Below are 12,539 nucleotides of genomic sequence, written 5' to 3' on the forward strand. Positions count from 1 at the left end.
CCGGAGTGGTTGCGAGGCGGGGTGCCGTGGGAGCGACCGAGGGACGAGGGAGTGACTGCGGCACCTGAAGCCGCCGAGCAGGCCACGACATCAGGCGCAGCCGGGACCCACCGGCTCCCGGCCTTAGGGTGGGGCGCATGACGCACGGGACACCGCAGGAACGGATCAGGATCGCCGTGATCTTCGGCGGACGCAGCGGCGAGCACCCGGTGTCCTGCATCTCGGCGAACAGCGTGCTGGGGCACCTGGACCGCGCGGTGTTCGACGTGACGGCAATCGGGATCACCACCTCCGGCGGCTGGGTCCGGGTGGATCCGGACCGGGTGCTGACCGGTGCCGGAACGAAGGAACTGCCCGCCGTCGGCGCCGGTGACCCGGTGGTGCTGGCCGGAGACCCGACGGTGCGCGGCGCGAGCGCGGTGGCGGTGGCCGGGGACGTGCTGGACGTCGACGTCGTGTTCCCGGTGCTGCACGGTCCCTACGGCGAGGACGGCACCATCCAGGGTCTGCTGGAGATGGCCGGGCTGCCGTACGTGGGGCCGGGTGTGCTCGCCTCCGCCGCCGGGATGGACAAGGAGTTCACCAAGAAGCTGCTGGCCGCCGAGGGTCTGCCGGTCGGCCGCTGGGTGGTGCTGCGGCCGGGCGTCGAGACCCTCACCCCGGAGCAGCGGGACCACCTGGGACTGCCGGTGTTCGTGAAGCCCGCCCGGGCCGGGTCGTCGCTGGGTGTCAGCCGGGTCGACTCGTGGGCCGATCTGGCCGACGCGATCGCGGTGGCACGGCAGGCCGACCCCAAGGTGCTGGTCGAGGCCGCGGTGATCGGCAGGGAGATCGAGTGCGGGGTGCTGGAGTACCCGGACGGCCGGATCGAGGCCTCGCCGACCGCGGAGATCAGCGTGCGTGACGGCCACGAGTTCTACGACTTCTCGGCCAAGTACCTGGAGGACGTCGCCACCTTCGACATCCCGGCCAAGCTCCCGGACGAGGTGACCGAGACCGTCCGCCGGATGGCCGTGCAGGCGTTCCGGGCGCTGGACGCCCAGGGTCTGGCGCGGGTCGACTTCTTCGTCGGTGACGACGGTGCGGTGGTGATCAACGAGGTCAACACCATGCCCGGGTTCACCCCGATCTCGATGTACCCGCGCATGTGGGAGGTGGGCGGCGTGTCCTACCCGGAGCTGCTCGAGGTGCTGGTGCGGACCGCCGTCGCGCGGGGCACCGGCCTGCGCTGAGCCGGGGGCTCAGCCGTCGAGTGGGAGCAGCTGCCCGCCGCTGCACGGCTCGCGGCGGGGCAGGGTCTGCTGGACGATCGCCGAGATGTCCTGGATCGGCGCGGAGCCGAGGCCGTCGGGCAGGGTGAGGGCGATCCGGACAGTGCGGTCGACGTCCAGGTACGTGGACTGGCCGACGTCGCTGATCTGCATCCAGGACACCCCGCTGATGTCGGTCAACCCGGCCTCGCAGCCCGCCTGGACTCCCTGCGCGTTCGTCTGCGTCATCTGGATCGGGTCGGAGATGCCGCAGCGCAGCACCACCGCCGGGTTGCCCCAGGCGGCAGCGGCCGTCGCGTCGCCCAGGGTCGCCCGCCGCTGCAGGTCACCGAGCTGGTCGGGCAGCGCCGCCATCACCGATGCGCAGGCCGCGGTGGCCGCACCCGGCTGCTCGACACCGGCCAGCACCACCGGTTCGGCGTCCTGGGCGGCGGACCGCACCACCCCCGCGAGCACGATGACCACCACGACGGCGAGCAATCCGGCGCCGGCCGCGACCCACGGACGCCAATTGCGCCCGCGGGCACCGTCGGCGGGCGCGGGGTCCGTGTCCGGGTCCACCGTGGCGGTGCCGGGTCCGTCGGTGGTCAGAGGTGGACCACCGGGCAGGTCAGGGTGCGGGTGATGCCGGCGACCGCCTGGACCCGGGCCACCACGAGCTTGCCCAGCTCGTCGACCGAGTTGGCCTCCGCACGGACGATCACGTCGTAGGGGCCGGTCACGTCCTCGGCGCTGGTCACCCCGGCGATCTCGGCGATCGCGGCGGCCACGGCCGCGGCCTGACCGACCTCGGTCTGGATGAGGATGAATGCCTGCACCACGGTGAGCTCCTTTGGTCGTCGGCCCGGAGTCTATCGGCCCCGGCCGGGACGGCCGCGCGTCCTCCGGCAGGGGTCCGGCCGGCCCGGGCGGTCGCATCCGGCGGCGGCGGTCGTCGGTGGGTCCTCGGGGTCGTACCCGGTCGGCCGGGCGCGCCGGACCGGCCGCCGGGGTGCGGTGCGGCAGCATGGTCCCCGCCGCACGGATCGTGCCGGCGAACGATCGTCCGGTCCCGCTGCGGCCCGGCAGGAACGGTGGTGGACCCGATGGACGGGCGGACGGCAGCCGGCAGGACGACCGATCGGGGCCGCGCGGGCGGCGATCAGGGCTCCGCGGCCGACACCGTGCAGGCGGTGGGGGAGTTCGCGCTCATCGGCCGGATCACCGCCGGGGTGAAGTACCCGGAGTCGGTGCAGTTGGGGCCGGGTGACGACGCCGCGATCCTGGCCGCGCCGGACGGCCGGGTGGTGGTGAGCACCGACGTGCTGGTCGACGGCGTCCACTTCCGCACCGACTGGGCCTCCCCGGAGCAGATCGGCCGGCGTGCCGCCCTCGCCGCGATGGCCGACATCTCCGCGATGGGCGCGGTGCCCACCGGCCTGGTGGTCGGGCTGTCCGCGCCGGCCGACACCGCGGTGGACGTGGTGCTGGGGATCGGCAAGGGGTTGCACGACACCGCCGCCGAGCACGGCGCGGCCGTGGTCGGCGGGGACGTCACCCGGTCACCGGCGCTGACGCTGTCGGTCACCGTCCTCGGGGACCTGCGTGGGGAGCGGCCGGTCACCAGGTCCGGGGCCCGGTCCGGTGACGTCGTCGCGCTGGCCGGCCGGTTGGGCTGGGCGGCGGCCGGACTCACCGTGCTCTCCCGCGGCTTCCGCTCACCGGTGTCGCTGGTCAACGCCTACCGGGTCCCCGAACCGCCGCTCGCCGCCGGCCCGACCGCTGCGGCCTCCGGCGCCACCTCGATGATCGACGTGTCGGACGGGCTGCTCGCCGACCTCGGCCACGTGGCGCGCGCCTCGGGGGTGGACATCGACGTCCGCACCATCGCATTGGACGTCAATCCGCGGCTGACCGAGGTCGCCTCCGCGCTCGGCCGGGACGCGCTGGACTGGGTGCTGACCGGCGGCGACGACCATGCCCTCGTCGCCACCTTCCCGCACGGCGCCACCCTGCCGCCCGGCTGGCAGCCGATCGGATCCGTGACCGTCGCCGACCCGTCCGGCCCGCGGGTGACCGTGGACGGCGCCGTCCGTGAGGGCGCCACCGGCTGGACCCACTTCGGGAGTGCGTGAACGGCGGGTGCAGCGGCGCCTGATGTCGTGGCTTGCTCGGCGGCTTCAGCTGCCGCAGTCGCTCCCTCGTCCCTCGGTCGCTCCCGCGGCAGCCCGCCTCGCAACCACTCCGGCTCTCCGCATGGCCTAGCGTTGGTGGGGTGAGGACACGCAGGACCGCAGCATGAAGCCGCTCCGCGAGATCGTCGATCCGGGGTGGGCCGCGGCGCTGGCGCCGGTGGAGGACGACATCCACCGGATGGGCGAGTTCCTGCGGGCGGAGGTCGCGGCCGGACGGACGTACCTGCCGGCCGGGGAGAACGTACTGCGTGCGTTCAAGGCGCCGCTGGCCGATGTACGGGTGCTGATCGTCGGCCAGGACCCGTACCCGACGCCCGGTCACGCCATCGGCCTGTCCTTCGCGGTCGATCGGCACGTGCGACCGATCCCGCGTTCGCTGTCCAACATCTACAAGGAACTGCAGGCCGATCTCGGCATCCCGCCCGCGCCGCACGGTGACCTGACCAGCTGGACCGCCTCCGGCGTGCTGCTGCTGAACAGGGTGCTGACGGTGGCGCCTGGCGCGTCCGCGGCGCACAAGGGCAAGGGCTGGGAGGCGGTCACCGACCGGGCCATCCAGGCACTCGTCGAGCGTGGCGGACCGCTGGTCGCCGTCCTTTGGGGCCGGGACGCACAGACCCTGCAACCCCGGCTGCAGGGCCTCCCGGTGATCGCCACCGCCCACCCGTCGCCGATGTCGGCCGATCGCGGGTTCTTCGGGTCCCGGCCGTTCTCCCGGGTCAACGAGCTGCTCGCGCAGCAGGGCGCGGCGCCGGTCGACTGGACCGTCCGATGACCAGCCCGGCCCGGGGGCGCAGCACGGTCCCGACCGCCACCCACTGGGGCAGCTACCTCGCCGAGATCGAGGACGGCGTGCTGCAGCGGCTGGTGCCGCGGGACGACGACCCGGTGCCCAACGGTCTGTCCGACGGCATCCCGAAGGCGCTGACCGCACCCGGTCGGCTGACCCGTCCGATGGTGCGCCGGGGCTGGCTCGAGCACGGACCCGGCCCGGCCGGCACCGGCGGCCGTTCGGCCCGCGGCGACGACGTCTACGTGCCGCTGGACTGGGACGAGGTGTCGGCGCTGGTCGCCGACGAACTGAACCGGGTGCGGACCGAGCACGGCAACAGGGCGATCTACGGCGGGTCGTACGGCTGGGGATCGGCCGGCCGGTTCCACCACCCGCAGTCGCAGATCCACCGGTTCCTGAACGTCGCCGGTGGCTACACCTCGTCGGTCGACACCTACTCCTCGGCCGCGATCTCGGTCCTGCTGCGCCGGGTCGCGGGTGGCTTCCAGACGGCCATGGACTCCACCCCCACGTTCGACGAGATCGCCCGGCACGGCAGCCTTGTCGTGGCCTTCGGTGGCCTCGCTCCGCGCAACCACCGGGTGAACGACGGTGGGATCGGCGCGCACCTGTCGCCGGTCGCCCAACGCCGCGCCCGTGACGCCGGAGTGGATTTCGCGGTCATCTCGCCGCTGCGGGCCGATGCCGCGGAGTTCCTGGACGCGCAGTGGCTGGCCGCCCGACCGGGCACCGACACCGCGATCATGCTGGGTCTGGCGCACCACATCGTCAGCACCGGACGGCACGACCTGGACTTCCTCACCACCTGCTGCGAGGGCTGGGACCGGTTCGAGCCGTACCTGCTCGGCGCCGCCGACGGCGTGCCCAAGACGATCGAATGGGCCTGCGACATCAGCGGTCTCGACCCCGACGAGCTGCGCCGGCTGGCCGATCGCATCTGCACCGAGCGCACCGTCATCGCCACCTCGTACTCGGTGCAGCGCGCCGAGTTCGGCGAGCAACCGCCATGGATGGCGCTGACGCTGGCGGCGATCTCCGGGTCGATGGGCCGGCCCGGCGGCGGCTTCGGCTGTGCGATGGGCGCGCTGCACCGCAACGGGATGCGGCTGTCGAAGATGCCGGTGGCGGCGTTCCCGCAGGGCGTCAACCCGGTCCGCGACTACATCCCGGTCGCCCGGATCGCCGACATGCTGCTGCATCCCGGTGAGGAGTTCGACTACGACGGGCACCGGCTCGCCTATCCGGACATCCGCCTCGTCTACTGGGTGGGCGGCAACCCGTTCCACCACCACCAGGACCTGAACCGGTTGGTGCGCGCCTGGCAACGGCCGGACACCGTCATCGTGCACGAGCACTTCGCGAACTCGCTCACCCGGCACGCCGACATCGTGCTGCCGGCAGCGACCTTCGCCGAGCGGACCGACTTCGCAGTCGGGCGCGAGGACCCGTTCCTGTCCGCCATGGTCGCGGCGGCCGCACCGCCCGGAGAGGTGCGCACCGACCACGCCATCCTCGCCGGGATCGCCGCGAAGATGGGGCTGCTGGACGAGTTCACCGGCGGCCTGTCCGAGGACGAGTGGGTGGCGGATCTGTACCGGCGGACGCAGGACCGGGCCGGCCGGCACGACGTCGAGCTGCCGGACTGGGACACCCTGGTGGCCGCCGGTCGCTGGGAGCTGCCCGACCTCCCGCGGCCGGGTTCGCCCTACCGCGGACTCCGGGAGGGGCGGCCGATCGGCACCCCGAGCGGCCGGTTGGAGATCTTCTCCGCCGCGATCGACTCCTTCGGCCACGACGACTGTCCCGGTCACCCGGTGTGGCGGGAGCCCGTCGAGTGGCTCGGATCGCCGCTGACAGAACGGTTCCCGCTGGCCCTCGTCTCCGGCCAGCCGGATCGTCGGCTGCACTCGCAGTTCGACCTCGCGGCGCACTCGCGGGCCGGGAAGGTCGCCGGCCGGGAGCCGGTGCTGCTGCACCCGGACGACGCCGCATCCCGCGGCATCTCCGACGGTGACGTGGTCCGGTTGTTCAACGACCGCGGGCAGGTGCTGGCCGGGGCGGTGATCTCAGCCGACATCAGGCCCGGGGTGGTGCGGCTGTCCACCGGCGCCTGGTACGACCCGGTCGAGCCGGGTGGCCTGGACGCGCACGGCAACCCGAACGTGCTGACCCGGGACGTCGGCACCAGCACGCTGGCCCAGGGACCGAGCGCGCACAGCTGTCTGGTGCAACTCGAGTTGTTCACCGGTGCTCCGCCGCCGGTCCGGGTGTTCGGACCGCTGCCGACCGCCTGACGTCGTGTCCGGCCGCGCCCGGATACGACGCAGCCCCGGGACCGGTGTCGCACCGGAACAGAGGGCTGCGTCCCGGGTCTCGCAGGTCCCGGATCCACAGTGCCCGATGCCACGGCGCCGATGCCACGGCGCCGATCCCACGGCGCCGATCTCTCAGAGCAGGGCGGAGTCCCAGGAGTCGATGGCCTGCGGCATCCGCTCCTCGCCGTCCAGCCCGGGCGCCGGCTGCGGGTACCGCGGACCGGCGACGCCGGGGAGTTCCTCCGGGGAGTCCTCGCCGCCGGTCCCGCCTGCCGTGCCGGCGTCGGTCCCATCCGTGGCGTCGCCCCCGTCAGTCGGTGCGGTGTCGGTTTCGTCGGGGGCGTCCGCATGGAGGTCATCGGTGGCCGTGACCGCGGTCCCGGAGTCCGGACCCTGGCCGGCCGCTTCGGATCCGTCGGCCGCCGTCACGGGCGCGAGTTGCTCGTCGGAGTCCGTCAGGTCGGCGGCGACAGCCGCCGGGTCCTCCTCGGGAACGGACGGATCAGACGGCTCTGTCGGCACCAGCAGCAGGGCTGACCGCAGCACCGGGACCATCATCAGCGCACCGCGCCCACCGCCGGCCCGCAGGGACCAGGAGGCGAGCGGCTCCCGGCCCAGCACCTCGAGCAACCGGGGTTGCGACCGCTCGTCGGCGGCGCCGGCGGAGATGACGTAGGCGTCGGCGCCCGGAGCCAGCCGGTGGGCCAGGACCGCGCAGGCGGTGCTGATCACGTCGTCGACCAGGACCGGAGTGCGCCGCACCGCTGCCTGGGCCAGGAAGGCGGTGAGGGCGGCGATGTCCGGGCCACCGGCCACCCGCAGCAGGGTGGTGACACCGGCACCGGCCCGCGACGCCCGGAACAGCGCGTCCCGGACGGCCGCCGCCTTGCGGATCCAGGCGGCGTCGTCGATCCCGGACCCGCGGCTGGTGGTGTCCACCGGTTCCATCCCGGTGATGGACGCCGCCAGCACGGCCGCCGGGGTGCTGGCCGACACGGACAGCACCGTGCCGATGAGCAGGTCGGCGCCGGCGTCCACCTCGGCGTCGGCCGCGTCCTTGCCGGCGGTCAATGCCCGGTCCAGCAGATCGGCGTCCATCGCGTCCTCGATGTCGATCCGGCCGGCCGCGGGGAACCCGGCCCCTGGGGTGAGATCGACGGCGCGGACACCGGTTCCGGCCGCGTCCGCGGCCGCGGCCAGGCTGCCGCGGCCCCCGGCGAGGGCGGCGAGCCGCTCCTGGGTGACCCAGTCCGGGTGTGCCGACACGTCCAGCGCGGACACCCCGTGATCGGCACCGAAGGCGACCAGGCGGGGCCGCCGCAGCGGCTCGCCGCCGGTGCACGCGTGCAGCAGCGCGGCCACCGGGCCGAACGCCCCGGCGGGTCCGGCCGGCGGTGCCGTCCAGGCGAGCTGCGGCACTGGATCGAAATTAACGGTCACGGCGCGGTCGACTCCTAGGGTCGGGACAGGCTTGCCACGCTACCGTCACGGTCACCGGGCACGCCCACCCCGGCCCCGGGTCCGCACCCGGCCCCGAGCAGGTCCCGTCAGCAGGAGCCCATCATGAGCGACACCGCCGCCCGAGTCCCCGTCGACGCCGCCGCGGGTGCGGTCCCCGACGGGTTCGCCCCGGCCGAGATGGAGCCGGAAGCGGCGGCCTGGCAATGGATCCTCGCCGACGGTGCCGGGGTCGTCATCGGGCCCGCACCGGTCGCGTTCACCGACCAGACCGGTGCCGAGCGGTGGCTGTCCGAGCACTTCGACGAACTGCAGGCCGACGGGGTCGAGACGGTCTCGCTGATGGACGGCGAGCGGCCGGTCTACGGACCGATGTTCCTGGCGCCCGACGCGCCCGGGCCGGAGGAGGCCACCTCCGCGCTCTGACTCCCGGAGCGCCGCGGGTCTTGTTAACCGCGGTTCACTTCTGCGACACTGGTAGGGCGCGGATCCCACGGCGGCGTCCGTCGCGGAGGGAGTGCGGACCATGGCGACCGACCTGCTGGAAGCGGACCACCTGACCGACATCGCAGCGGTGGTGCGGGAGATCACCGCGGACTTCGGACCGCGCGACTACGCCGAGTGCGGCCGGGCCGGTCGGCCGCAGACCGGCCTGTGGACGGCGCTCGGCGAAGCCGGCTTCATCGGGATCAACGTGCCGGAGGAGTTCGGCGGCGGCGGTGCGGGGATGACCGAGCTGGCCACCGTCGCGGTGGAGTCGGCGGCCGGCGGTTGCCCGTTGCTGCTGCTCCTGGTGTCCTCGGCGATCGGCACCGAGGTGCTGCGGCGGCACGGCACCGATGCGCAGCGCCACCGCTGGTTGCCCGGGATGGCCGACGGCAGCACGGTTCTCGCCTTCGCGGTCACCGAGCCCGATGCCGGATCCAACTCGCACAAGGTGACCACCACGGCGGTCCGCGACGGTGCGGACTGGGTGCTGTCCGGCAGCAAGTACTACATCTCCGGGATCGACCACGCCGCTGCCGTGCTGGTGGTCGCCCGCACCGGGACCGACCCGGCCACCGGTCGTGCGTTGTTGACCCTGTTCCTGGTGCCGACGGACAGCCCCGGCCTGTCCTGGCAGCCGCTGCCGGTGGGGATCGACATCCCGGACCGGCAGTTCACCGTGTACCTCGACGACGTCCGGCTCGGCGCCGATGCGGTGATCGGCGCACCCGACGGGGGACTGGTGCCGCTGTTCGACGGACTCAACCCGGAGCGGATCACCGCGGCCGCGCTGGCGGTCGGCATCGGCCGGTACGCCACGTCCACCGCGGCCGCCTACGCGAGCGGGCGTCAGGTGTGGGACGCACCGCTGGCCACCCACCAGGGGGTCGCGCACCCGTTGGCGAAGGCCCGGATCGAGGTCGAGCTGGCGGCACTGATGGCCATGCGGGCCGCCGACCTGCACGACCGCGGGCTGCCGGCCGGGGAGGCGGCGAACATGGCCAAGTACGCCGCCGCCGAGGCGGCGCTGGCAGCGGTCGAGGCGGCCATCCAGACCCACGGCGGGAACGGCCTGTCCGACGAGTACGGCCTGATCCCGCTCTGGGGCATGGCCCGGCTGCTGCAGATCGCCCCGGTCAACCGGGAGATGGTCCTCAACTACGTCGCCCGCCACACCCTCGGCATGCCCCGGGCCTACTGATCCGGAGTGGTTGCGAGGCGGGCCGGCGCGGGACATCAGGCACCACCACGCGCACGGGTCGGGCCGGTACCTGCGCGCACCTAAACTGTGGGATGTGAACCAGACCGCCATCCCGCAGCACGACGACCTCCCGACGCAGTACGACCCGGCGTCGGTAGAGGTCGAGCTGTACCAGCGGTGGCTGGCCGCGGGGTACTTCCACGCGGACGAGCAGCGGGTGCTGCGCGGCGAGGCCAAGCCGTTCTCCATCGTGCTGCCGCCACCGAACGTCACCGGCAACCTGCACGTCGGCCACGCGCTGGACCACACCATGATGGACATCCTGGCCCGCTGGCACCGGATGAGCGGCGACGAGGTGCTGTGGCTGCCCGGCATGGACCACGCCGGCATCGCCACCCAGAACGTGGTGGAGCGGCAGCTGGCCGCGGACGGCAAGTCCCGGCACGACTTCGGCCGCGAGCTGTTCGTCGAGAAGGTCTGGGACTGGAAGCGCGAGTCGGGCGGCGCGATCCTCGGCCAGATGAAGCGGCTCGGCGACTCGGTCGACTGGTCGCGGGAGCGCTTCACCCTGGACGACGGGCTGTCCGCCGCCGTGCAGACGATCTTCAAGAAGCTCTACGACGAGGGCCTGATCTACCGCGCCGAGCGGATCACCAACTGGTGCCCGGGCTGCCTCACCGCGCTGTCCGACATCGAGGTGGAGCACTCCGACGACGCCGGCGAGCTGGTGTCGATCCGCTACGACGGGTCCGACGAGCAGGGCGATTTCAGCGTCGTGGTGGCCACCACCCGGGTGGAGACGATGCTCGGCGACACCGCGGTGGCGGTGCACCCGGACGACGAGCGCTACCGCGACCTGGTCGGCCGCACCCTGACCCTGCCCCTGGTCGGCCGGCAGATCCCGGTGATCGCCGACGAGCACGTCGACCCGGCCTTCGGCACCGGCGCCGTCAAGGTGACCCCGGCGCACGACCCGAACGACTTCGAGATCGGCCGCCGGCACTCGCTGCCGATGCCCAACATCCTCACCGAGGACGCGCACCTCACCGGCACCGGCACCCGCTTCGACGGGCTGGACCGGTTCGAGGCGCGGTCCGCGGTGAAGGAGGCGCTGCGGGCCGAGGGCCGCATCGTCGCCGAGAAGATCCCGTACGTGCACGCGGTCGGGCACTGCTCCCGCTCCGACGACGTGGTGGAGCCCCGGCTCTCGCTGCAGTGGTTCGTCGCGGTGGAGACCCTGGCGAAGGCGGCCGGCGACGCGGTGCGCGACGGCCGCACCACCATCCATCCGCAGGAGCTGGCGGCCCGGTACTTCGACTGGGTCGACAACATGCACGACTGGACCATCTCCCGGCAGCTCTGGTGGGGCCACCGCATCCCGGTCTGGTACGGGCCGGCCGGCGAGATCCGTTGCGTGGGACCGGACGAGCAGCCGCCGGGCGAGGGCTGGGTGCAGGACCCGGACGTGCTCGACACCTGGTTCTCCTCGGCGCTGTGGCCGTTCTCGACCATGGGCTGGCCGGAGGACACCGACACCCTCAAGGCGTTCTACCCGACCAGCGTGCTGGTCACCGGGTACGACATCCTGTTCTTCTGGGTGGCCCGGATGATGATGTTCGGCCTCTACGCCATGGAGGGCACCCAACCGTTCGACGTCGTCGCCCTGCACGGTCTGGTCCGCGACCAGTTCGGCAAGAAGATGTCCAAGTCCCGCGGCAACGTGGTCGACCCGCTGGCCTGGATCGACACCTACGGCGCGGACGCGGTGCGGTTCACCCTGGCCCGCGGCGCCAACCCGGGTACGGACCAGGCGATCGCCGAGGAATGGGTCGGCGGCTCCCGCAACTTCTGCTCGAAGCTGTTCAACGCCACCCGGTTCGCCCTGCTCAACGGTGCCCGGCTGCCCGAGGGCGAGCTCGACGCCGCGGCGCTGACCACCGCCGATCGCTGGGTGCTGGACCGGCTGGACACGGTGATCACCGAGACCACCGCGCTGCTGGGCGATTTCCAGTTCGGCAAGGCGGCGGAGGGGCTCTACCACTTCGCCTGGGACGAGGTCTGCGACTGGTACCTGGAGCTGGCCAAGGTGCAGATGACCGACCCGTCGCGGGTGGAGACCACCCGCGAGGTGCTCGGTACCGTGCTCGACCGGCTGCTCACCCTGCTGCACCCGTTCGTCCCGTTCGTCACCGAGACACTGTGGACCTCGCTGACCGGCGGTGAATCGCTGGTGATCGCACCGTGGCCGGCGCCGTCCGGGCGGACCGCGGATCCCGTTGCGGCGACCTGGATGTCGGACCTCGACCGGCTGGTCACCCAGATCCGCCGGTTCCGTGCCGATCAGGGCCTGGCGCCCGGCCGCAAGGTGCCGGCGGTGATCGACGGTGCTCCCGGGATCGCCGCCACCGCCGCCGCGCTCAGCCGCTTCGAGCCGGCCGGCGACGGCTTCGGTGCCACCGCGACGCTCACCGTCGCGCTGTCCTCCGGCACCGCGACGGTCGAGCTCGACACCTCATCGGCGATCGACAAGGGTGCCGAGAAGGCCCGTCTGGGCAAGGAACTCGCGGTGGCGCAGAAGGATCTCGCGGACACGGACCGCAAGCTCGGCAACGAGCAGTTCCTGTCGAAGGCCCCGGACAAGGTGGTCGACGGGATCCGTGCCCGCAACGCGGCAGCATCCGCCGACATCGCGCGGCTGACAGCACGGCTGGCCGAACTGGACGCCTCGTGACCGGGCCCTACGACCGGGAGGGTGGCCGGGAGGACGAGTTCGGCGAGCGGCCACCGGATCTCGACGAGTTCGGTCGCGACGAGTTCGGCCGGATCCCGGCCGAGTTCGCC

At 73.0% G+C, this 12,539-nt stretch carries 10 protein-coding genes; 7 read left to right on the top strand and 3 right to left on the bottom strand.

The features are described from left to right. The first annotated feature begins 137 nt into the window (after nucleotides 1–137). Nucleotides 138–1,232, top strand: coding sequence for a D-alanine--D-alanine ligase family protein (locus GIS00_RS04035; protein ID WP_154767045.1), 1,095 nt, complete (start codon nucleotides 138–140; stop codon nucleotides 1,230–1,232). A 9-nt stretch (nucleotides 1,233–1,241) separates the two neighbouring features. Here the strand turns inward: GIS00_RS04035 and GIS00_RS04040 are convergent, their stop codons facing one another. Both GIS00_RS04040 and GIS00_RS04045 read right to left on the bottom strand, forming a co-directional pair. Continuing rightward, nucleotides 1,242–1,832 (bottom strand): DUF3515 domain-containing protein, encoded by a 591-nt coding sequence (locus tag GIS00_RS04040; protein ID WP_196073104.1) that lies wholly within the window; start codon nucleotides 1,830–1,832, stop codon nucleotides 1,242–1,244. Between the two features lie 26 nt (nucleotides 1,833–1,858). Then, a complete protein-coding gene (locus GIS00_RS04045) occupies nucleotides 1,859–2,092 on the bottom strand; it encodes an Lrp/AsnC ligand binding domain-containing protein (protein WP_322097466.1) in 234 nt (77 codons plus the stop codon). A gap of 264 nt (nucleotides 2,093–2,356) precedes the next feature. Between GIS00_RS04045 and GIS00_RS04050 the strand changes: the two genes are divergently transcribed. The 3 genes from GIS00_RS04050 (at nucleotide 2,357) to GIS00_RS04060 (ending at nucleotide 6,532) form a co-directional block, all read left to right on the top strand. Then, nucleotides 2,357–3,385: a thiamine-phosphate kinase gene (locus tag GIS00_RS04050; RefSeq protein ID WP_154767046.1), complete on the top strand. Its 1,029-nt coding sequence runs from the start codon at nucleotides 2,357–2,359 to the stop codon at nucleotides 3,383–3,385. Between the two features lie 163 nt (nucleotides 3,386–3,548). Beyond that, the gene (locus GIS00_RS04055) at nucleotides 3,549–4,220 is read left to right on the top strand and encodes a uracil-DNA glycosylase (RefSeq protein ID WP_154767047.1); all 672 of its coding nucleotides are present in this window, start codon (nucleotides 3,549–3,551) and stop codon (nucleotides 4,218–4,220) included. Continuing rightward, on the top strand, nucleotides 4,217–6,532 hold the full coding sequence (locus GIS00_RS04060; RefSeq protein ID WP_154767048.1) for a molybdopterin-dependent oxidoreductase: 2,316 nt from the start codon (nucleotides 4,217–4,219) through the stop codon (nucleotides 6,530–6,532). Before GIS00_RS04055 ends, GIS00_RS04060 begins: the two co-directional genes overlap by 4 nt. Nucleotides 6,533–6,685: 153 nt before the next feature. On the opposite strand, the gene GIS00_RS04065 is transcribed toward GIS00_RS04060, so the two are convergent. After that, complete coding sequence (locus tag GIS00_RS04065) at nucleotides 6,686–7,993, bottom strand: nicotinate-nucleotide--dimethylbenzimidazole phosphoribosyltransferase (RefSeq protein WP_154767049.1); 1,308 nt, start codon at nucleotides 7,991–7,993, stop codon at nucleotides 6,686–6,688. A 123-nt stretch (nucleotides 7,994–8,116) separates the two neighbouring features. Here GIS00_RS04065 and GIS00_RS04070 point away from each other — a divergent pair, with 123 nt between their 5' ends. The 3 genes from GIS00_RS04070 (at nucleotide 8,117) to GIS00_RS04080 (ending at nucleotide 12,429) form a co-directional block, all read left to right on the top strand. Beyond that, a complete protein-coding gene (locus tag GIS00_RS04070; RefSeq protein ID WP_230312751.1) occupies nucleotides 8,117–8,437 on the top strand; it encodes a hypothetical protein in 321 nt (106 codons plus the stop codon). A gap of 100 nt (nucleotides 8,438–8,537) precedes the next feature. Continuing rightward, the gene (locus GIS00_RS04075; RefSeq protein WP_154767050.1) at nucleotides 8,538–9,698 is read left to right on the top strand and encodes an acyl-CoA dehydrogenase family protein; all 1,161 of its coding nucleotides are present in this window, start codon (nucleotides 8,538–8,540) and stop codon (nucleotides 9,696–9,698) included. A gap of 94 nt (nucleotides 9,699–9,792) precedes the next feature. After that, nucleotides 9,793–12,429 (top strand): valine--tRNA ligase, encoded by a 2,637-nt coding sequence (locus tag GIS00_RS04080; protein ID WP_322097467.1) that lies wholly within the window; start codon nucleotides 9,793–9,795, stop codon nucleotides 12,427–12,429. Nucleotides 12,430–12,539: the final 110 nt, after the last annotated feature.

It is taken from the genome of Nakamurella alba (genome assembly GCF_009707545.1).
In the GTDB taxonomy this organism is placed as follows: Bacteria; Actinomycetota; Actinomycetes; order Mycobacteriales; family Nakamurellaceae; genus Nakamurella; species Nakamurella alba.

Coding starts and splice junctions, on each gene's coding strand:
- GIS00_RS04075 (WP_154767050.1), top strand. CDS start 8,538: ATGGCGACCGACCTGCTGGAAGCGGACCACCTGACCGACATCGCAGCG.
- GIS00_RS04070 (WP_230312751.1), top strand. CDS start 8,117: ATGAGCGACACCGCCGCCCGAGTCCCCGTCGACGCCGCCGCGGGTGCG.
- GIS00_RS04060 (WP_154767048.1), top strand. CDS start 4,217: ATGACCAGCCCGGCCCGGGGGCGCAGCACGGTCCCGACCGCCACCCAC.
- GIS00_RS04055 (WP_154767047.1), top strand. CDS start 3,549: ATGAAGCCGCTCCGCGAGATCGTCGATCCGGGGTGGGCCGCGGCGCTG.
- GIS00_RS04035 (WP_154767045.1), top strand. CDS start 138: ATGACGCACGGGACACCGCAGGAACGGATCAGGATCGCCGTGATCTTC.
- GIS00_RS04050 (WP_154767046.1), top strand. CDS start 2,357: ATGGACGGGCGGACGGCAGCCGGCAGGACGACCGATCGGGGCCGCGCG.